The following is a 19,696-nucleotide window of genomic DNA, read 5'->3' as shown; positions in this document are numbered from 1 at the left end:
AATGAGGTTCTCCTTCGCCATATTGTCAGGAATTCTGTAGCTCTGACCTGTCTGGAAAACAGGTCTGATAATCAAAAGAGAAGGTAACATGGTGAAAAATCTGGAAGACTATATGAAATCATTCGAGGGCCCGGTGGAGATGCTGCGCAACTCCCAGGCAGGACCCAACGCCTACCCGGGTGTGCCGGCGGAATTTACCAACTGGCGTGATGAGCAGTGGGGATGGCAGAACACCTGTGTGCTGTTTGATCAGTCCTATCACATGGTTGATATGCTTCTGGAAGGTCCCGATGCCCTTGCTCTTCTGACTTATCTGGGCATCAACAGTTTCAAGAATTTCCAGGTCGATCGGGCCAAACAATTTGTGCCCTGTAGCTATGACGGCTATGTGATCGGCGACGTGATCCTGTTCTATCTGGCGGAAAACAGCTTTAGCCTGGTTGGCCGCATGCCGACCCTGAGCTGGATCCAGTTCCATGCGGAAACCGGCGACTGGGATGTTACCATTCATGTTGACCAGCGTACCGCGGCCCGCAAGGACCCATCCCGTCGCGACAACTATCGTTTCCAGGTTCAGGGCCCCAACGCCATGAAACTGATGGAAAAAGTGCTGGGTGAAACACCGCCGGACCTGAAGTTCTTCCACATGTGCACAATGAATATTGCCGGCAAATCTGTTCGCGCCCTGCGTCACGGCATGGCTGGTCAGCCCGGTTTTGAACTGTTCGGCCCCTGGGATGAAAAAGAGCCGGTACAGAACGCCATCATCGAGGCCGGCAAGGAATTCGGCCTGCGCCGGGTCGGTGGCCGCGCCTATTCCTCCAACACTCTGGAGTCTGGCTGGATTCCCTCTCCGGTTCCGGCGGTCTATTCCGGTGATAAGATGAAACCTTACCGGGAATGGCTGACCGAAAACGACTATGAAGCCAAGGCTTCCATCGGCGGCAGTTTTGTTTCCGACACTATTGAAGACTATTACTTCACACCCTGGGACCTGGGCTATGGCGGATTTGTGAAATTCGACCATGACTTCATCGGCCGCGAGGCGCTGGAGAAAATGGCGAACAACAAACACCGTCAGAAAGTGACCCTGGCGCTGCACAGCGACGATGTGATGAAAGTGATCTCCTCCCAGCTTGACAGCGGCGAGATGGAACGCGGTAAATTCTGGGAATTCCCGTCTGCCGTTTACTCCATGCATCCGTTTGACAAGGTCACCAACGACAAGGGTGAGACCGTGGGTGTGTCCACCTGGGTGGGGTACAGCTCCAACGAACGCAAGATGCTGACCCTGGCAGTTCTGGATCCCGAATATGCCAAACCCGGCACCCAGCTGACATTTGTCTGGGGTGAGGAAAATGGCGGCACCACCAAGCCGACTGTTGAGCCGCACAAGCAGTTCGAAATCCGCGCCCTGGTGAGCCCTGTGCCTTATGCGGCCGTGGCCCGTGAACAATATGCGGATATCGAGGGCTGGCGTAAAAACAGCTAAGCCAAGGCTATTGCAGCGGCGGAGCCCCTTGCCGGTTCCGCCGCATTCCGCAATCTTATTTATGGAGACCCCCATGGCGCTTGATAAGCCTTACAAAGATATACCGGGAACAACGGTTTTCGATTCTGCCCAGTGTCGGAAAGGTTATCACCTGAACCAGTTCTGCATGTCCCTGATGAAGGAAGAGAACCGGAAAAGGTTCCTGGCTGACGAGCGGGCTTACCTTGATGAATGGCCGCTGACTGAGGACATGAAGCAGGCGGTCATTGACCGTGACCTGACCCGCCTGATCGAGCTTGGCGGCAATGTCTATTTCCTGGTCAAAATCACCGCCACCGATGGTGTGAGTGTGCGTACGGCTGTGGCCTCCATGACCGATATGACAGAAGATGAATATGCCGAGATGCTGGCCAAAGGCGGTCGCCCGGCAGAAGGAAACCGTAGTTTGAAGGATTGGCAGTAATGGCGCGTATTACAGCAGGTGTCGGCACATCCCATGTGCCGCTGATCGGTCGGGCTGTTGATACCGACCAGACCCAGACAGATTATTTCAAGCCCCTTTTCGACGGCTATGAATTCACAAAGAAGTGGGAGGAGCAGGAGAAGCCCGATGTGGTGATCCTGGTCTATAACGACCATGCCTCGGCTTTTGACCTGAAGATCATCCCCACCTTTGCCATCGGCTGTGGCGAGGAATTCAAACCGGCTGACGAGGGCTTTGGCGCCCGTCCTGTACCGGTGGTCAAGGGCCACCCGGACCTAGCCTGGCATATCACCCATTCAGTGATTGAAGATGACTTCGATCTTACCATCATCAACGAGATGGAAGTGGATCACGGCCTGACCGTGCCGCTGTCCCTGATGTTCGGTCAGCCGGAAGAATGGCCCTGCAAGGTGATACCGATCGCCATGAACACGGTGGTCTATCCGGTGGCCAGCGGCCGGCGTTGTTATAACCTGGGCAAGGCTATCCGCAAGGCGGTGGAAAGCTATGACGAGGACCTCAACGTGCAGGTCTGGGGCACTGGCGGCATGAGCCACCAGCTGCAGGGCAAAAGGGCCGGCATCATCAATGCGGAATGGGATCAGGCCTTTATGGACCGTCTGGCTGATAAGCCTGAGGAACTCGCTGAAATTCCCAAGGTGGAATATATCCGCGAGACCGGCACCGAAGGGCTGGAGACCGTCATGTGGCTGATCATGCGCGGCGCGCTCGGCGATAACGTGAAGGAAATCCACCGGCATTACCATGTGGCCATATCCAACACTGCCGTTGGCCATATCGTGCTGGAATGTGACTGACCCTGATTTCAGCCCAGGTGTTTCTTAAAGAAACTCATGGTGCGTTCCCAGGCCAGCGCGGCGTCCTCGGCGTCGTAACGGCTGGTGGAATAGTTATGGAAGCCGTGGTTGGCGCCGTCATACATATACATTTCATATTGTTTGCCGTGTTTTTTCAGTGCCGCCTCATAAGCGGGCCAGCCCTCGTTGATCCGTTTGTCGAGACTTGCCAGATGGATCATCAGCGGGGCCTTGATATTGGCCACTTCATCGAGCGGCGCCTCGCGGCCGTAAAAGGGGACCGCCGCGGCCAGGTCCGGCACCCGGGCCGCCAACAGGTTTGACACCCCGCCGCCATAGCAAAAGCCCACACATCCCACTTTGCCGGTGCTGTTCTTATGCTTTTGCAGGTAATGGACGGCGGCAACAAAATCCTCGAACATTTGTTCCGGGTCGCGCTGTCGCTGCATGGTCCGGCCGTCATCATCATTGCCGGGATAGCCGCCTAAAGGATAGAGCGCGTCCGGGGCCAGCACCTGGTATCCGCCAAGCGCCGCCCGGCGGGCCACATCCTCCACATAGGGATTAAGCCCCCGGTTTTCATGGATCACCACAATGCCGGACAGCTTGCCACTGGCCTTGGCAGGGCGCACATAAAGCCCGCCCATGGTACCGGCCCCCTTGGGGGAGGGATAGGTGATGCGTTCGGCGACAATGCGCTTGTCATCCCCGGCCACTTCCTGGGCGCTGGCGTAATCGGGCATGACGCTTTCCAGCAGTGCCGCCATGGTTACCCCGCCGACCGCATAGGTGCCGAGCCGGTTCATGAAACTTCGCCGGTCCATGTCACCATGGCAATATCCGTCATACAGATCGTAAACTTCCTGTGGGGGTTTCCGTTTCATGTCCGTTTCCTTTCAAAGGTGGCTCCCCCTGAAATGAGATTCAGGGGGAGGGTGATTTTTACTCAGGTACTGGAAAACCACGGGAGCGCATCAGCGGCGCCACGTCCGCATCCCGGCCGCGGAAGGCCCGGTAGGCCTCTGCCGGATCGACTGCATTCCTGACGGCAAACAGATGCTCGACCAGTCTGGCGGCCAGGTCCTCATCATAGAATCCCCCCGGGGCTTGTTCGAAAGCCTCGGCCGCATCGGCGGTCAGCACTTCCGCCCACATATAGCCGTAATAGCCCGCGGAATATCCCTCGCCCGAGAAGGCATGCCCGAACTGTGGTGTGCGGTGGCGCATGGGTAGTTCCTTCGGCATGTTGAGGGCGGCGAGCGTCTCGCGCTCGAACTTGTCCACATCAAGGCCTTCCGGATCAATGGTGTGCAGTTTCATGTCGATGAGGGCGGAGGCCAGATATTCAGTGGTCTTGAATCCCTCGTTGAAGGTGGCCGCTTTTTTGATCTTGGCGATAAGCTCCGCCGGGATCGGCTCGCCGGTTTCATAATGAACCAGATAGTTATTGATCACCTCGTCGGTGCTCAGCCAGTTTTCCAGAAGCTGGGACTGGAACTCCGTATAGTCGCGCACGCCGCCGTTCAGGGTCGGATAGGCGACATTGGAGGACAGATAATGCAGGGCATGGCCGAATTCATGGAAATAGGTTTCCGCGTCATCCCAGGAAATCAGCACCGGTTCCCCGGGCGCTCCCTTGGTGAAATTGCTGTTGTTGGCGGACAGCACATTTTCCTTGCCGTCAAAGGTGGTATGGCTGCGGTAGGTGGTGGCCCAGGCGCCGGACCGCTTGCCCTTGCGAGCAAAGGGATCAAGATACCAGAGTCCGATATGTTCTCCGGTGTCGCTGTTGGTGACTTCCCAGACCTTCACATCGGGATGGAACACCGGGACCGATCCTTCGGGCACGGGGGTGAAGTCGAACCTGAACAGGCGGCCGGCCACATAGAACATGGCCTCGCGCAGCTTGTCCAGCTGCAGGTATTGTTTCACTTCGTCACTGTCCAGATCATATTTGGCCTTGCGGACCTTTTCCGCATAATAGCGATAATCCCAGGGCTCGATGGTGATGCCGGCCCCTGACGCATCGGCAATGGCCTGCATGTCGGCCACTTCTTCGCGCACGCGGGCGATGGCCGCCGGCCAGACGGCCTGCATCAGGTCCATGGCCTGCTCGGGTGTTTTGGCCATGCGGTCTTCAAGCCGCCACTGGGCGTAATTGTCATAGCCCAGCAGGGCGACACGCTCATCACGCAGTTTCAGGATTTCGGCAATAAGCGCGTTATTGTCATATTGGTCGCCGTTGTCGCCGCGATTGTAATAGGTGCGCCAGACTTTTTCCCGAAGCTCCCGCTCGTCAGAGAAGGTCAGGAAGGGGTCCATGGAGGAACGGGTATTGAGGATGGCGTATTTGCCGTCTTGTCCGGCGGCGGTGGCGGCCGCCCGGGCTGCATCAATCACCGAATCCGGCAGGCCGGACAACTGGTCTTCGGTCAGGTAATGGACGTAATTTTCCTCGTCCGCCAGCAGGTTGTTGGAGAAGGTGGTATAGAGCTCGGCCAGCTGTTTTTCGATTTCCGCATAGCGCTCTTTCGCTTTGCCTTCCAGGGGGGCGCCATTGCGGGCAAAGCCATCATAGACCAGTTTGACAAGGCGTTGCTGGTCCGGGCGCAGGCTTTTGACTGCGGCGCCTTCATAGACGGCCCGAACCCGGGCGAACAGCGTTTTATTCTGATTGATTTTGGACTCAAAATCGGACAGTTCCGGCACCATTTCCTTCTGGATGTCGCGGAATTCAGGGCTGGACATGTTGCTCGACCAGATGCCCCAATAGGTGAACAACCTGTCGAGCGCCTTGCCGCTGCGTTCCAGGGCGACGATGGTATTTTCAAATGTGGCCGGTTCTGTATTGTCCGTAATGGCGTCAATTTCCGCCAGTGTCTCGGCCATGCCTTTCCGCAGGTCGTCTTTCAGGCGGGGAAGTATATCTTCCATTTCGTCAAAGGCCGGCACTCCCTGGTAGGGGCCGGACCATTCGGCCAGAAGGGGATGTTTCATGGTTGCCACAGAGACGCTGTCAGCCGCCGCACTATATTCTGATTTTTCTTGGGTCATATCTGTTTCTGATGAATCGCAGGAGAGGAGGCCCAGTACCAGCGGCAACAGGACCAGGCTCTTGAGCCGGGTGGAGTTCATGACATATCCCTCTTTTATTTTTTAGGTGAGTATGAACTGTACCGGTATGGGCCCTGGCGGTCAATCTTGTCCATCTGGGCGGGGGCATGAAAAAGGAGGCGCTCTGGCCTCCTTTTTGACGTTCTTTTTAACCTGCTTCTAGTGGGCCAGGTATTTCTCTGCTTCCAGGGCGGCCATACAACCCATTCCGGCGGAAGTCACCGCCTGGCGGAAGATGTCGTCTGTGACATCACCGGCGGCGTAAACGCCTTCGATGCTGGTCAGGGTGCTGTCCGGTGCGGTGATGATGTAGCCGTTGTCCTTCATATCCAGCTTGCCTTTGAACAGCTCGGTCGCCGGGGCATGGCCGATGGCAACGAACAGGCCGTGGATCGGGATTTCCCGGGTTTCACCGGTCTTTGTGCTTTTGATGCGCAGGCCGGTCACACCCAGCGGATCCTCATCGCCCAGAACCTCGTCCAGGGCATGATCCCAGATCACCTCGATTTTTTCATGGTTCAGCAGGCGGTCCTGCAGGATCTTCTCGGCGCGCAGGCTGTCGCGGCGGTGGATCAGGGTCACCTTGCTGGCAAAGTTGGTCAGGAACAGGGCTTCCTCAACGGCGGTATTGCCGCCGCCGATCACAGCCACTTCCTTGTTGCGGTAGAAAAATCCGTCACAGGTGGCACAGGCGGAAACGCCAAAGCCCTTGAATTTTTCCTCGCTCGGATCACCCAGCCATTTGGCCTGGGCGCCGGTGCAGATGATCAGCGAGTCGCAGGTATAGGTCTGGCCGCTGTCGCCTTTGAGGGTATAGGGCTTTTTCGAGAAGTCCACGTCGATAATATAGTCGGCAACCATTTCCGTGCCCACATGCTCGGCCTGTTTCTGCATCTGTTCCATCAGCCAGGGGCCCTGGATCACATCGGCAAAACCGGGATAGTTTTCCACGTCGGTGGTGGTGGTGAGCTGGCCGCCGGGCTGCATGCCCTGGATCAGAAGGGGCTCAAGCATGGCGCGGGCCGCATAGATGGCTGCCGTATATCCGGCCGGGCCGGAACCGAGAATAATCAGGCGGGAATGCCGGGCTTCTGACATCGGGGGACTCCTTATTATAATAATTCCAAAAAAACAGATAACTTATTTAGGGAAAGGCAGACATTTTGTCCAGACCTTTCCCCTTCAGTAATTTGTGAACGGTTTTCTTTATTCCGTTGTTTCGTGATGTTTGACATCGCCGCGCAGCTTGGCGGCATAATCTTCGAGCTGGCGGACCATGGCGTTGAAGGCGTCATTCAGGGTCGGTAAAAGTTCCTCGTGGCGCTCATGGGTGCCGGGGTCCTTGCTGACCACCAGTTTCTTGCCGGGGACGTTGACCTCGATAGTGACATGGAATTCATTGCCCTTGACGTGGTGTTTGTGGTCCTTGGAGACAATTACCTTGGCGTCGGTGATATGATGGAAAAAACGCTCCAGTTTCTGGCTTTTTTCCTTGATCAGCTGTTCCATGGCCGGGCTGGCGTCAAGACTGTCGAACACGATCTGAAGGGGCTGTTCCATGGTATTTTTCTCCTTTGTGATTTTGTACCACTTTCGGACACTGATGTGGGGATTTCATTGTCCCAGATCAAGCATCGTATCAGTGATTTAATTTTTTATTCTACAGGAGAGGATCGCGGCTGATCAAGCCGCCTTGCGATTGTCACCGATAAGAACCAGATTATCGAGGAACTGGCGGGCACTGTTCTGCCAGGAAAATGTCATGGCATAGTCGCGGCAGTACTGAGGGGAGATTCTCAGGGCACCCTCGACAGCTTTCTTCAGGTCATGATCCAGGATGCCGGCGCCGCTGTCACCGATCACATCAATGGGGCCGTTGACCGGATAGGCGGCGACGGGCACGCCGCAGGCCAGCGCTTCCAGCAGCACCAGGCCGAAAGTGTCAAAGCGGCTCGGGAACACAAAGACATCGCCCAGATTATAATATTGGACAAGTTCCTCACCGAATTTGGGGCCGGTGAAGATGGCGTCCGGATATTTCCGTTTCAGGTTTTCCAGGTCGGGACCGCCGCCGATCACTACTTTTGTGCCGTCGAGGTCCAGATCGAGGAATTCATTGATATTCTTTTCCAGCGACACCCGGCCCACATGGATGTAGACGGGGCCTTCAAGGTCCATGACCTTTTCGTCCGTGGGGCGGAACAGGGTGGTATCCACACCGCGGGTCCAGTCCATCAGGTTGGTGATGCGGAAATCCCGAAGTTCCTGTTTGACGGCTTCGGTGGCGACCATCACTCCGGCCGAGGCATTGTGGAACCAGCGGATGACGGTGTAGCTGACGCTGCGGGGCACGCGCATCTTCTGGTAAAAATAGGTCGGGAAATTGGTGTGGTAACTGGTGGTGAAAGCCAGGTTTTCCTTGAGGCACACCCGGCGAGCCGCACAGCCCAAAGGTCCTTCGGTGGCGATATGGATCGCATCCGGCTTTTCCCTGTCCAGATAGTCGCGGACTTTTTTCTGGGCAAACAGGCTGAGCCGCACTTCCGGATAAAGCGGGTTGGGCAGGGTGAAACAATCGACCGGGGTGATGAAATCGACCTGATGGCCGAGATCGGCGCATTCCTTCTGCAACTGGGTCAGGGTGCGGACAACGCCGTTGACCTGGGGTGGGGCGGCGTCGGTAACAATCAGGATCTTCATCAGGCTACCAGGCTTTCCATGTCTTTGTCTTTCGACTTTTTACTGTCCTTGCGGAGGTTCAGCATTGTTTTGCGCTCTTCGGCCCAGTTGATGATCTCGAAAGTGCCGTCGAGGTTTTCCACCAGCGCCGTGCAGCTTTCCACCCAGTCGCCGTCGTTCATATAGACAATCTCGTCGATCATCTTGATCTGGGCGTGGTGGATGTGGCCGCAGATCACCCCGTCGAGCTCGCGCTTGCGGGCTTCCTGGGCCAGAATGTCTTCGAAATCGGTCATGAACTTGACCGCATTCTTGACCTTGAGCTTGAGATAGGCGCTGAGAGACCAGTAGCCGAAGCCGAGCTTGCGGCGGCAGAAGTTATACCAGTTGTTCATCTTCAGTGCCGTCTCATAGGCCCAGTCGCCGAGCTTTGCCAGCCAGCGGGCGTTCAGCAGCACGCCGTCATAGGCATCCCCGTGCACCACCAGATATTTCTTGCCGGTCGCATCCTCGTGGATGACTTCATTGACCACCTCGATGCCGCCGAAGTGGCTGCCGAGATAGTCGCGCAGGAATTCGTCGTGATTTCCGGTGACATAAAACATCTCGGTGCCCTTGCGCACCTTGCGCAGCATTTTCTGCACCACGTCATTATGCGCCTGGGGCCAGTACCAGCCTTTTTGCAGGCGCCAGCCGTCGACGATGTCACCCACCAGATAGATGGTGTCAGCGTCGTGATATTTAAGAAATTCGAGAAGATATTCGGCCTTGCACCCTTTGGTGCCCAGGTGAATATCGGAAAGGAAAAGCGCCCTGTACTTCCGCTTGTTTTCTTTCAGCAATGATTCATACCCTTTTGCCTGTACATGGTGGCTTTGTAACAGGCAATTGTGACTCCGCAGGGAAGCTTTTATGGCGTTATGATGACAGGACCTTTGCCGGTCCGGGCAGGAAAAGGGTGAAAAAGGCAGCCACAACCAGCATGATACCGGAGGTGATCAGGCAGGCGGTGATCCCGCCCCACTGATAGCTGAGGCCGGACAGAATCGTGCCGACAAGCCGTCCTGCCGCATTGGCCATATAATAAAAACCCACATTGAGGGCCACATGATCCCGTTCGGAATATTTCAGGATCAGGTAGCTGTGCAAGGCACTGTTGACGGCAAAAATGACGCCGAACAGGGCCAGGCCCGCGAGCACGACAATGGTGAAGTCGAGGGGTGTGACTTCCAGCACCGCCATGGCAAAGGGGATCAGGGCCAACAGGATAACCCAGAACAGGCCGCGGGGGTCCTGGTTCCCCCGTAAAATGCCGGGCGCCGCCGCCTGCACAAAGCCGTAGCCGATCACCCAGGCCGCCATCAGGGTGCCGGTGGCGGTGAAGCTGAAGCCCGCGATATCATAGAGGAACAGCGGCAGGCCGACCACAAACCACACGTCCCGGGCGCCGAACAGGAACAGCCGGGCGGCGGACAGGATATTGATGTCCCGGCTTTTGGACAAAAGCGCGGTGAATTTGACTTTGCTTTTAAGCTGACCGAAACCGGCGGGCAGCACCAGCGGGCAGAGGATCAGGACCCCCGCCAGCACCGCCGCCATCAGATAGAGGGAGTGCGCATAGCCGACCAGGCTTAAAAGGAAGCCGCCAAGGAAAAAGCCGATGCCTTTGAGAGTATTTTTGGAACCGGTGAGCAGCGCCACCCATTTGAACAGGGTGCCTTCTTTTCCACCCTCTTCTTCAGGCGGAACAATCAGTTTGAGCGCGCTTTTGGCGCTCATCTTGGTGAAATCCTTGGCCACCCCGGCAAGCCCCTGCACCAGCAGCACATAGAGCACGGAAAAGTCTTTGGTCCACAGCGGATCGAGCAGGGACAGCAACATCAGGGCGCAGACCTGCAGCGCCAATCCCAGATAGAGGGTGAAATTGAGCCCCAGACGGCTGCCGACCCAGCCGCCGATCAGGTTGGTGACCATGCCCATCACTTCATAGAGCAGGAACAGGGTGGCGAGCTCCAGCGGGCTGTAGCCCAGGGCATGGAAATGCAGCAGCACCAGCATGCGAAGGGCGCCGTCACTGAGGGTAAAGCCCCAGTAAGCGGCGGTGACCACGCTATAGTTCCTTATTGCGGACATCGGCCGGCCTTAAAGTGTATCGGCGACCAGCCGGGCAAGCTCGCCCATGCGGTTCACATAACCCCATTCATTGTCATACCAGGCGTAGATCTTCACCTGGGTGCCGTCCACCACCATGGTCGAGGGCGCATCAATGATGGAGGAGCGGGGGTCGTTGACATAATCGATGGAGACCAGCGGCCGGGTCTCATAGCCGAGGATGTCCTTGAGGGTCGTTTCCGAGGCCTCTTTGAGGAGCGCATTGACTTCTTCGGCGCTGGTTTCCTGTTCCACTTCGAACACGCAGTCGGTGAGGGAACCATTGAGCAGCGGCACCCGCACGGCGAGGCCGTTGAGCTTGCCTTTAAGCTCAGGATAAATGGTGGTGATGGCGGTGGCGGAGCCGGTCGAGGTCGGGATCAGCGACATCAGGCCGGAGCGCGCCCGGCGCAAATCCTTGTGCGGGGCGTCGACAATCACTTGCGTATTGGTCACATCATGAATGGTGGTGATGACGCCGTGGCGGATGCCGAGGCCCTCCTTGATCACCTTGACCACCGGGGCCAGGCAATTTGTCGTGCAGCTGGCGGCGGTGACGATATGGTGCCGGGCGGGCTCATATTGATCATGGTTGATGCCCATGACGATATTGAGGGCATCGTCCCGGGTTCCTTTGACCGGTGCGGCGACGATGACTTTTTTCACGCCCGCATCCAGATATTTCTGAAGCTGTTCCGGTTTGCGAAAGGCGCCGGTGCATTCCAGCATGATATCGATATTGTCGAGCGTCAGCCCCTCGATGTCGGGGGAGAAACTCAGCGGGATGGCGCGTCCGTCGATCACAAGGCCGTCGTTTGTAAAGCTGATGTCATGGTCCCAGCGGCCGTGCACGCTGTCGAATTCCAGCAGATGGGCGGCGGTCTCGGCGGTGCCTTCCTTCTCATTTATCAGGCACAGTTCGAGCCCTTCGCCCAATTCCGGGCGGTCGAGCAGCACCCGTAAGAGAAGCCGGCCCATGCGGCCGAACCCGTTGATCGCAATGCGGGTCATATCACTTTTTCCCTTTGATCTTTCGTGTGGTTTTTTCGATGTTGAGACAAATCTCGCCCGAGCCCTGGCAGCAGTCCTCCACCAGGAAGCCGAGGAACTTTTCCAGCCGGTCGTAATTGGCGGTATAGATGATCTGCCGCTGCTGGCGCGCCGACGAAATCAGCCCGGCCCCTTCCAGCGCCGACAGGTGATAGGACAGGGTCGAATTGGGGGTCTTGAGCTTGTCTGCCAAAGTTCCCGCATTCAGGCCCGCATGCCCCGCCTTGACCAGAAGCTTAAACAGCTTCAGCCTTGTCTCCTGCGCCAGCGCCGATAGCATGTTTACAACGTTTGATTCTTTCATATTTTGATATTTCCAGAAATATAGAAATAATGCAAGGAGAAATGCTGAGAATTAATCTATTGAAAAAGCTATCTCAAAATTTGAAGGGTTTTAAAGGTTAGGGCCAATCATTAGGTGATCGGGAAACTGATCCGGTGCCAGTGACTACGATATCGATATCATCCTCTCCAACATCTGATGAATGTCTAAATAGAACTTTGCTCTTAAATATTCCTAATTCAAAAATAGGCTTTAGATCTTTACCGTCTTTAGAAATAATTCCAGGAATTAAGAAATAAGTTTTGAATGTTCTATAGGCAGTCTTAAATCTCGCCAAGTTGTTGGTCTCTGGGGGAGGGTTCATTCGATTGATTCTGCTGACTGACATCAGTAGATCGCCATCAATATCTTGGCCGTTCTCTTTAAGACGCTGCCTAAAGGCTTCAGGATCTGAAGTTATATGTACTGAATAGCCAAGTGATTCATTTTCAATAGGACCTTCAATTATAGATATTCGAATTTCCTCTAATTCGTCATTCTCACCATAACGTTGATGCCATGCTTCAAAAATTTCCCGCGCAGGTTTTTCGTTTTTGAACGCAATTCCAAGAACCGGTGGACGGTCAGGTGCTATAACAAAAAATGTTGCACTCCACTTGGCGCTGTCCCAGAGTTCAGGTTGAATGGGGCCTGTTATATACAATGTTGGATCAGTTTTGACGGGTTTTGAGGGGAGAGGTTTCCGCTTGCCAAGCTTGGGTTTTTTTATTTTTGGCTGGCCTGTTAGTCTCCGATATAAATTATCATAACCACTTTTTCTGCTTAAATCATATTTAGTAAATCCTTTTAGGGGATCGGGTATATATTGTTGGTCTTTTTCGTCCAATATTACTGGTATAAACTTCTTATTGATTGTCCCCGCATCATATAAATGTTGAAAAATTAAGTTTCCTTCCCATCGCGCGCCTAAACCCACCTCTTCTTCTTCATCACCAATAATACGCTGATAATATGTTTCGGTACATATTATCAGTACATACTGTGCATTGCGGATTTGTTTGTCCATCCAACGAGGCCATCCTTCATCGGGAGATTCCTCATATTGATCTATTGTGCAGTTGATGCCTTCAGATCGTAATTTGTTAGAAAGCTGGAGAACTGCTTCTATATGTTCAGGGGAGTCATAGCTGTAGCTTATAAAAACTTCTTCTTTAGCTTCCACGTGCTAATTATCCTTTTATCTTAATGATATATTTTGCATATAGTGAATTCTCCTATTTGTAGTGTTTCTAGTCAACACTATCAATTTTTTGAAGTCGGCTGATTTCAATTTCGAGCGGAGATGAACCCATGATCAGAAAAGCAGAATGTTGTTGCGGGGCCTGTGCCTAAGCCTGCTCGCCCGCCAGTTCCATAAACCTCTCGCCCCGATCTTCGAAGTTTTTGAAGCCGTCATAGCTGGGGGCGGCGGGACTGAGGAGGATGACGCCGTCTTTGGGGGTGATCTCGCGGGCGAGCTTTACCGCGGCCTTTAGATTTTCCACCCGATGGAGTTCACAGTCCGGACATACTTTTTCGACTTCATCCGCCAGCCGGTCGCCGGTCTCATAGGCCGTGATCAGGGCATGGACGTCGAGCCGGCTGATGGCTTTGGCAAGCCCGGTGAAATCCTGGCGCCGGTCCTGGCCGCCGGCGATCAGGGTGACGTGGTGTCCGGCGAGTGCCTCCAGCGCGGCGGCGGTGGCCTCCGGCGTGGTGGAAATGCTGTCATTGATATAAAGATGCGGCCCGGTTTGCGGCAGTTTCTGCAGTCGGTGTTTGAGGCCGTGGAAGCTTTTCGCCGCACTGAAACATTCTTTCAGATCGAGCCCCAGAACCTCACAGATGGTCAGGGCCGCGCAAAGATTCTCTTTATTATGCCGCCCCGGTAGCGGGAAGTCCGCCAGGGGGCCGATGACCTTGCGCCCCTTTTGCAGATGGGCCCCGTGCAGATGCAAACCGTCGGTGGTGTTGAACCAGTGCGCCTTGCGGTGGCGCGAGACCAGTTTGCGGGTCAGTGCATCGGAGGCATTGAGCACCGCTTCGGACTCCGGGAACTCGGCCAGCCGCTTTTTGTCTTTATAATAGGTGTCGTGATTGCCGTGCCATTGGATATGCTCCGGGAACAGATTAAGCAACACGGCAATATCCGGCGCATGATCAAGGTCCGCGGTCTGATAGCTGGAGAGCTCGATCACATAAAAATCGGCGCCCGGCTCCAGATCTAGCAACGGGACCCCGATATTGCCGCCAAGTTTGGCCTTTTTGCCGATACACTTTAATATATGGTGGGTGAGGGCGCTGGTGGTGCTTTTGCCGTTGGTGCCGGTAACGGCGATGGTTTTGCCTGATCTATGGTTGGCAAACCAGATATTGCTGGCCGAGGTAATCTTGATCCCGGCCTTTTTAAGCGCCGTGACTTCCGGCTTATAGAGGCTGATGCCCGGCGACTTGACGATCACATCGAAGTCTTTGGTGTGGTCGAGCAGTTCCGCCTCCGGCAGGAAGCTGACGCCCTCCGGCAGGGTGCCTTTGAATCGGTCGGCAATAACGGTGAGCGGCTTTTCCGGGAAATGCTTCGCCAGCCAGCTCACAACCGAATGGCCTTCCTTGCCCAGTCCCCAGACGGCGATGCGGGCGTGCTCAAGCTCCTGTAAAATCATCAAGAAGCTCCTTATAGGCCGGGGGCAACTGGTGGTTCGGGCTCATTCTCAGAGCCTCTTTCTCAAGGGCCTTCGCCTCGAGGCCGGGTTCGTCAATTTCCGCCGCCAGTTTCGGCACCAGCCGGCTCTGCTGCCAGTCCGGCTGCAGGGAGAGGCTTTTTATAATAAGCCGGCATTCGGCGATCTCACCCACGCATTCAAAGGGCTTGTGGCCCTGAAGGCCGGTGAGCTCGCGGAAGCCCGCTTCCTGGGGCGCATCGTCCAGCATGTTGCGGCCGAAAATCTCCACAAGCTTTTCCTTGCCGATGAACGGCGCCAGCGCCAGATAAACAAAGCGGCATTTGGGGCAGTCGCAGCACCAACCATATTGCCGCACGCCTTCATCGATATGGAAATTGCGGTTGCAGCTTTTGAACACATCGAAATATTGGCTCGAGCGGGAAAACAGGCAGGCGATGCCGGTCTCGCTCAACGGGCGCAGCAGGGAGAAATAGGTGAGGCCCTTTATAATATGGGTCTGCAGGTAGGATGTGAAATCCCGCTCGAACTCCAGCGACTTTGAATACTGGTGATTGATCTCGAGCCCGTTCCAGATCATGTTGCCTTCATTGGCCGATTGTTCATTGGACATGACAATATGGTCATAGCCGTAGAGGATTGACCCCGCGGCCATAACAAAAGAGAGGATCCCGGTGATCGGCACATGGCCGTTCATGGCGCCCTTGTCGTTGAGGTCGAATAGCCGGCTATCCAGCTTGCGGCGCATGAGGATCGGGTCGGGGATATCGGATCGTTCCATCACCTCCAGGATCGGCCGGCCCGGATTAACCGCCAGCAGCCGTTGCGGCCTCCCGCCGTGACGCAGGGCCTCGATACTGACGATGCTATCCTTGCCGCCACCCACTGGCACCGCATTCATCTCCGGCAGTTTCAGGTTGGCCGCGACGGGGGCTTTATCCGCCGTCACCGGGAAATTGATGCGCTCGCGCAGGTCCAGGTTGTTCTCCACGGCAAACTCGCCGAGGCCCATGAGGTAGAATTTTTTAAAGAAGTCGGCCTCGGGCTGGCTAAGCGGTCCGGTGCGAACCTCCATCCTGGCCGGGCACCAGGCTTTATAATAGGAAATACCGGCGGCGAGATGAAACTGGCGGAACAGGCTGTCGAGCACCTGCTGCTCTTCCCGGGTGAGGTCTGCCTTTGCGCCCTCGAATCGAATTTCCTCGACAAATTCACTGCCGTCGTCGAAGCCATAGCTGAGCTTGAGCAGCCGCGCTTGCGGGTCATAATGGAAATCTGAAAAAATGAAGGTCTCTGGTGACGACATGAACTTCTTATTCTGTATTATTCAGGCAAAATCAGGGCCCGTTCCGTAGTTTCGGCGATCATAGCAGAAAAAAAGGCGGGAGCCAGATGGAAAAGACATTGCACGGGGATGGGCCTCAGTAAGGGATCACCCGGTCGGCCGGGAAGGTGAGCACGATGGTGGTGCCCTTGTTGAGGCGGCTTTTCAGGTCGATACGGCCGCCATGCAGTTCGATCATTTTTTTCACCAGGGCGAGGCCGAGGCCGGTCCCCTCCATGGTGCGGGTCAAATGTGAGCTGGACTGGGTAAAGGGTTCGAGGATGCTTTCCTGGTCTTCCTCGGGAATGCCGACGCCATTGTCCCGCACCATGATTTCCACTTCGCCCTGCGGCGACAGGCCCGCCTTGACAAAAATCTCGCCGCCGGGCGGGGTGAACTTGATGGCGTTGGACACCAGATTGAGCAGCATCTGTTTGAGTGAGCGCCGGTCAGCCAGAAGATCCGGCAATGTGTCGGGATAGCTGCAGGTGAGGGCGAGTTCGTTTTTCTCCAGCGCATTCCGGACCATATTTTCCACGGTCATGATCACCTCGACTGCATCCACCACATCATCACAGAGCTCGAACTTCTGGGCCTCGATCTTGGACAGGTCGAGGATATCGTTGATGACATTGAGAAGATGCTGGCCGGCTTCCCGGATATCGATGGAATAGTCCTTGTACTGGCCCACCTGGTGGGGGCCGAGCAGTTCCGCGCAGAGAATATCGGAAAAGCCGATGATGGCATTGAGGGGCGTGCGCAGCTCATGGGACATGAGGGCGAGGAATTCCGACTTCGCCTGGTTGGCCTGTTCGGCAATCTCCTTGGCGATGCGCAGGTTTTCCGTCAGTTCGCTCATCTGGCGGGTCTGTTCATACAGCAGAGCCTCCCGAAGGGTGGTCGGGGCGATTCTGTTGACCTGCACCAGGCAGTTATTGCGGCCGGCGGTGTCAGTGAACGGTTTGATGGTGATGGAATGTGGCAGGGGGGCATCCTTGTTCCTGCGTCCTTTCGGATCGCGGACCATCAGCGGCAGGGGGGTCAGGTTCATGTCCGGGGACAGAATGGAGCGGATGCCGTACTGCAGGGCCGCATGAATGGATTTGGCGAGCTGGGTTTTTTCCTGTCCGGGAAACAGCTGGTCGATGGTGCTGCCGGTGATTCTCTCGCCGGGGAAACTATAGTAGCTGTCGAACCAGTCGTTGACGGCGAGCACGGTTTTGTCCGGCCCGAGAAGAATGATCCCGGCTTCCAATTGGTCCAGAATCATTTTCTTCAGGCTGCCATCAATCCCTTCCGCAGATGCGGCTCGCCGTTCACGTCCTGTTTTTTCGACAGGGGTGCGGGCTGATTTGAAGTTTCCACCGGACACTTTGATTGGCCTCACTGTGTGCGGGCGGGGGCCCGCAAATTCTTTTTGTTTTTGTTTCCGGGCGAATGATAGCCGCAAAAACTTAAAAAGCGCCTAACTGTTGTGAAAGATTTTTGGCCCGACTGGCCTCCTGTCCGGACGGGGCAGGATTGGGGTTTGGTTTTTTTTGAGTCTCAGGAGGCTGGCTGTGCGGCCTTCTTGTCAAAAAGAGCCATGAAGGCGGCAATGCGTCTGGCATTGGCGCCCAGGTCGCTGCGGCCGATCCGGGAAACGCTGCGCAGGTCAATACGACTGCCGTTTTCTTCTGGGCTGACCATAATCACCACATCATCAATGAACCTGAACCACATGGTCCGGTCCGTGGCCTCTATGCGGCCGGTGGATTCATCTTCAAGGGCGATCCGCCAGTCCAGGTCCCGGGCGCATTGCAGGGCCAGGGCGTAAGCCTGGTCCGCGGGCATTGTTGTGATCAGCGGCTGGATATGGGGATAGGCGGCCCGCTGAAGATTGGCGACGGGTTCGCCTTCGTAGTCCAGGCTGTTGTCCCGTTCCGTCCGTTCCTTCTGCAGTACAGTAAAGAGGGGCGGATTTTCCATATCGGTGGTGATGTCATGGATCGGCGGGACATTGCCGCCGGTTCTCTGCAGATACAGGACCGGTCCGGCCAGGCCGATGCCGATCAGCAGGGTCAGCAGCACCTGGGCCGTTCCCCGGACCTTTTTGTTGCGACTGACCGGGATCAGGACCAGGAGTGACAGAATGGTCAGGACGATGCCGCCGTACAGGGCGGTCCGCAGGGTCAGGGCAAAGGCCTCGAGAGGGCTCAGAATATCCAGCCGTATGGAGCCGGCAAAAAGAAGAAGGGCAAACAACTGCAGGACGGCCAGATAAAAAACCACTCTGGCAAGAAGAGACTTTTTCCGTGTGCCTATAATCATTGTCTTCCCCGTACTGCGGGCCGAAACATCCCTTTCATTATCGGTAATATCCGATAAATTTATGTAACTATATGTAAAAACAGGGAAAAATGAAAGGATTTCTTTGCGGGGGTAGCTTGACCCGTCCGAGCCGGAGGGGTCTGATTCGCCCGCGGAGCTGCGAAAAGTCTCGTTCCGGCCCATATTCTGCGGTGTATAAAAGAGTTCTAATCCGGGCCGGGGGCCGGGGATGATGTTTCTTGATTGGCTTTTGCGTCTCTTTTTGTGGTACAATGCAGACTGACAATCTATTAGTCTGATAAAGGTCGGTTCTTTTGAAAATCCGGTCTTAAGTGCAGGGAGGTTCTGTCAGGCGGGGGAATTTCCGCGGGCAGAGGCTAAGCAACAGCAAGGTCAATTGCTGCTCAAGTCGTTCATGAAAAGGATTAGGAGGTGCCGGTGCAGGTCAGTAATATTCTCCAGCGCAAGGGAAATGAGGTTATTTCTGTCTCTCCCCGGGAGACATTGCATGAAACAGCAAAGATTCTTCGGGAGAACAAGATCGGGGCGGTAATCGTCAAGGAAGCGAGCGGCAAGATGGTGGGGGTGATTTCAGAACGTGATCTTGTCATTGCCATTGCCAAGCATGGCGGCGATATCCTTGGCAGCCGGGTCAGTGAATTTATGACGGAAGGCGTTTACACCTGCAGTCTGGAAGATGATGTGAAGACGGTGATGGAAAAAATGACATCCCGGCGCATCCGTCACCTGCCGGTGGTGGACGGGGACAATATTGTCGGCATCATCAGTATCGGGGATGCGGTCAAACAGCGACTGGCGGAAACCGAAGCGGAAGCCGAGGCGCTCAAGGCCTATATCGCCACCGGTTGAGGAAATGCCGTTCCGGGCAGGCCGCATGAGTCGGGGGTGATTCCCCGAAAAATTTTTCCGGAATCGCTGAGTAATCTGGAATGTTTTTCAGGGGCCTCTTGATAAGTTCTTGATATTTCTTACATATGTAGAACGGTTCCGCGGATGTCCCGCTGCCCGTTGTTCCGAAGGCGGGATTTGTGGTAACATAACCGACCGCGCCGGACTATAATCCAGACAGTGGATTTCATTGTGGTTTTTCTACGGAAAAGCAAGGGTTTCTGCGGTTTGCAGAAAAAAACGTCATAAAACTGAAATTAGGTATTTACAAGGTTGAATGATGGTCTTATAACCCGGCTTCACCGACGCGGGGCGGTTGTTGAGATTGCCTTGAATTTTGTGTCGGTTTTTTTTGTTCTTTG

At 55.3% G+C, this 19,696-nt stretch carries 18 protein-coding genes; 4 read left to right on the top strand and 14 right to left on the bottom strand.

Annotated elements, in window-relative coordinates; all coding sequences use genetic code 11:
• Positions 1–88: 88 nt before the first annotated feature.
• The 3 genes from desA to ACN0YD_RS12415 all read left to right on the top strand — a co-directional run bounded on the left by desA (position 89) and on the right by ACN0YD_RS12415 (position 2,794).
• Positions 89–1,492: a syringate O-demethylase gene (gene desA / locus ACN0YD_RS12425; RefSeq protein ID WP_417320250.1), complete on the top strand. Its 1,404-nt coding sequence runs from the start codon at positions 89–91 to the stop codon at positions 1,490–1,492.
• A 73-nt stretch (positions 1,493–1,565) separates the two neighbouring features.
• Positions 1,566–1,955, top strand: a complete 390-nt coding sequence (ligA, locus tag ACN0YD_RS12420; RefSeq protein WP_417320248.1) for a protocatechuate 4,5-dioxygenase subunit alpha — start codon at positions 1,566–1,568, stop codon at positions 1,953–1,955.
• Positions 1,955–2,794 (top strand): class III extradiol dioxygenase subunit beta, encoded by an 840-nt coding sequence (locus tag ACN0YD_RS12415; protein WP_417320246.1) that lies wholly within the window; start codon positions 1,955–1,957, stop codon positions 2,792–2,794. The genes ligA and ACN0YD_RS12415 overlap by 1 nt, the downstream gene beginning before the upstream one ends.
• Positions 2,795–2,802: 8 nt before the next feature.
• Here ACN0YD_RS12415 and ACN0YD_RS12410 read toward each other — a convergent pair whose 3' ends face one another.
• The 14 genes from ACN0YD_RS12410 to ACN0YD_RS12345 all read right to left on the bottom strand — a co-directional run bounded on the left by ACN0YD_RS12410 (position 2,803) and on the right by ACN0YD_RS12345 (position 18,425).
• Positions 2,803–3,678 carry a dienelactone hydrolase family protein gene (locus ACN0YD_RS12410; RefSeq protein WP_417320244.1) on the bottom strand — a complete coding sequence of 292 codons (876 nt, stop codon included), beginning with the start codon at positions 3,676–3,678 and terminating at the stop codon, positions 2,803–2,805.
• A 58-nt stretch (positions 3,679–3,736) separates the two neighbouring features.
• Positions 3,737–5,791 carry a M3 family metallopeptidase gene (locus ACN0YD_RS12405; RefSeq protein ID WP_417320740.1) on the bottom strand — a complete coding sequence of 685 codons (2,055 nt, stop codon included), beginning with the start codon at positions 5,789–5,791 and terminating at the stop codon, positions 3,737–3,739.
• Positions 5,792–6,067: 276 nt separating this feature from the next.
• Positions 6,068–7,006, bottom strand: a complete 939-nt coding sequence (trxB, locus tag ACN0YD_RS12400; protein WP_417320242.1) for a thioredoxin-disulfide reductase — start codon at positions 7,004–7,006, stop codon at positions 6,068–6,070.
• A gap of 108 nt (positions 7,007–7,114) precedes the next feature.
• Complete coding sequence (locus tag ACN0YD_RS12395; RefSeq protein ID WP_417320241.1) at positions 7,115–7,468, bottom strand: HPF/RaiA family ribosome-associated protein; 354 nt, start codon at positions 7,466–7,468, stop codon at positions 7,115–7,117.
• A gap of 123 nt (positions 7,469–7,591) precedes the next feature.
• Positions 7,592–8,608 carry a glycosyltransferase family 4 protein gene (locus ACN0YD_RS12390; RefSeq protein ID WP_417320240.1) on the bottom strand — a complete coding sequence of 339 codons (1,017 nt, stop codon included), beginning with the start codon at positions 8,606–8,608 and terminating at the stop codon, positions 7,592–7,594.
• Complete coding sequence (locus tag ACN0YD_RS12385; protein WP_417320238.1) at positions 8,608–9,429, bottom strand: UDP-2,3-diacylglucosamine diphosphatase; 822 nt, start codon at positions 9,427–9,429, stop codon at positions 8,608–8,610. Before ACN0YD_RS12385 ends, ACN0YD_RS12390 begins: the two co-directional genes overlap by 1 nt.
• A gap of 76 nt (positions 9,430–9,505) precedes the next feature.
• Positions 9,506–10,720 carry an organoarsenical effux MFS transporter ArsJ gene (gene arsJ / locus ACN0YD_RS12380; RefSeq protein WP_417320236.1) on the bottom strand — a complete coding sequence of 405 codons (1,215 nt, stop codon included), beginning with the start codon at positions 10,718–10,720 and terminating at the stop codon, positions 9,506–9,508.
• Positions 10,721–10,729: 9 nt separating this feature from the next.
• Positions 10,730–11,749, bottom strand: a complete 1,020-nt coding sequence (locus tag ACN0YD_RS12375) for an ArsJ-associated glyceraldehyde-3-phosphate dehydrogenase (RefSeq protein ID WP_417320234.1) — start codon at positions 11,747–11,749, stop codon at positions 10,730–10,732.
• Position 11,750: 1 nt separating this feature from the next.
• On the bottom strand, positions 11,751–12,092 hold the full coding sequence (locus tag ACN0YD_RS12370; RefSeq protein WP_417320232.1) for an ArsR/SmtB family transcription factor: 342 nt from the start codon (positions 12,090–12,092) through the stop codon (positions 11,751–11,753).
• Positions 12,093–12,189: 97 nt separating this feature from the next.
• Complete coding sequence (locus tag ACN0YD_RS12365) at positions 12,190–13,293, bottom strand: toll/interleukin-1 receptor domain-containing protein (protein WP_417320230.1); 1,104 nt, start codon at positions 13,291–13,293, stop codon at positions 12,190–12,192.
• Between the two features lie 166 nt (positions 13,294–13,459).
• On the bottom strand, positions 13,460–14,773 hold the full coding sequence (murD, locus tag ACN0YD_RS12360) for a UDP-N-acetylmuramoyl-L-alanine--D-glutamate ligase (RefSeq protein ID WP_417320228.1): 1,314 nt from the start codon (positions 14,771–14,773) through the stop codon (positions 13,460–13,462).
• Entirely contained in the window at positions 14,754–16,097 is a 1,344-nt protein-coding gene (locus ACN0YD_RS12355) for an endonuclease domain-containing protein (RefSeq protein ID WP_417320226.1), read from the bottom strand. Before ACN0YD_RS12355 ends, murD begins: the two co-directional genes overlap by 20 nt.
• Positions 16,098–16,212: 115 nt before the next feature.
• Positions 16,213–17,487 carry an ATP-binding protein gene (locus tag ACN0YD_RS12350; protein WP_417320224.1) on the bottom strand — a complete coding sequence of 425 codons (1,275 nt, stop codon included), beginning with the start codon at positions 17,485–17,487 and terminating at the stop codon, positions 16,213–16,215.
• A 173-nt stretch (positions 17,488–17,660) separates the two neighbouring features.
• Positions 17,661–18,425: a DUF1499 domain-containing protein gene (locus ACN0YD_RS12345; RefSeq protein WP_417320222.1), complete on the bottom strand. Its 765-nt coding sequence runs from the start codon at positions 18,423–18,425 to the stop codon at positions 17,661–17,663.
• Between the two features lie 438 nt (positions 18,426–18,863).
• Between ACN0YD_RS12345 and ACN0YD_RS12340 the strand changes: the two genes are divergently transcribed.
• Positions 18,864–19,295: a CBS domain-containing protein gene (locus ACN0YD_RS12340; protein WP_417320220.1), complete on the top strand. Its 432-nt coding sequence runs from the start codon at positions 18,864–18,866 to the stop codon at positions 19,293–19,295.
• Positions 19,296–19,696: the final 401 nt, after the last annotated feature.

It is taken from the genome of Emcibacter sp., assembly GCF_048269205.1.
GTDB lineage: Bacteria > Pseudomonadota > Alphaproteobacteria > Sphingomonadales > Emcibacteraceae > Emcibacter.
This window is presented reverse-complemented; position numbering and strand designations above follow the sequence as displayed.

What these genes read in the sequence shown, in the direction of transcription:
- desA (WP_417320250.1), top strand. Translation starts at nt 89, where the DNA reads ATGGTGAAAAATCTGGAAGACTATATGAAATCATTCGAGGGCCCGGTG.
- ligA (WP_417320248.1), top strand. Translation starts at nt 1,566, where the DNA reads ATGGCGCTTGATAAGCCTTACAAAGATATACCGGGAACAACGGTTTTC.
- ACN0YD_RS12415 (WP_417320246.1), top strand. Translation starts at nt 1,955, where the DNA reads ATGGCGCGTATTACAGCAGGTGTCGGCACATCCCATGTGCCGCTGATC.
- ACN0YD_RS12410 (WP_417320244.1), bottom strand. Translation starts at nt 3,678, where the DNA reads ATGAAACGGAAACCCCCACAGGAAGTTTACGATCTGTATGACGGATAT.
- ACN0YD_RS12405 (WP_417320740.1), bottom strand. Translation starts at nt 5,791, where the DNA reads ATGAAACATCCCCTTCTGGCCGAATGGTCCGGCCCCTACCAGGGAGTG.
- trxB (WP_417320242.1), bottom strand. Translation starts at nt 7,006, where the DNA reads ATGTCAGAAGCCCGGCATTCCCGCCTGATTATTCTCGGTTCCGGCCCG.
- ACN0YD_RS12395 (WP_417320241.1), bottom strand. Translation starts at nt 7,468, where the DNA reads ATGGAACAGCCCCTTCAGATCGTGTTCGACAGTCTTGACGCCAGCCCG.
- ACN0YD_RS12390 (WP_417320240.1), bottom strand. Translation starts at nt 8,608, where the DNA reads ATGAAGATCCTGATTGTTACCGACGCCGCCCCACCCCAGGTCAACGGC.
- arsJ (WP_417320236.1), bottom strand. Translation starts at nt 10,720, where the DNA reads ATGTCCGCAATAAGGAACTATAGCGTGGTCACCGCCGCTTACTGGGGC.
- ACN0YD_RS12375 (WP_417320234.1), bottom strand. Translation starts at nt 11,749, where the DNA reads ATGACCCGCATTGCGATCAACGGGTTCGGCCGCATGGGCCGGCTTCTC.
- ACN0YD_RS12370 (WP_417320232.1), bottom strand. Translation starts at nt 12,092, where the DNA reads ATGAAAGAATCAAACGTTGTAAACATGCTATCGGCGCTGGCGCAGGAG.
- murD (WP_417320228.1), bottom strand. Translation starts at nt 14,773, where the DNA reads ATGATTTTACAGGAGCTTGAGCACGCCCGCATCGCCGTCTGGGGACTG.
- ACN0YD_RS12355 (WP_417320226.1), bottom strand. Translation starts at nt 16,097, where the DNA reads ATGTCGTCACCAGAGACCTTCATTTTTTCAGATTTCCATTATGACCCG.
- ACN0YD_RS12345 (WP_417320222.1), bottom strand. Translation starts at nt 18,425, where the DNA reads ATGATTATAGGCACACGGAAAAAGTCTCTTCTTGCCAGAGTGGTTTTT.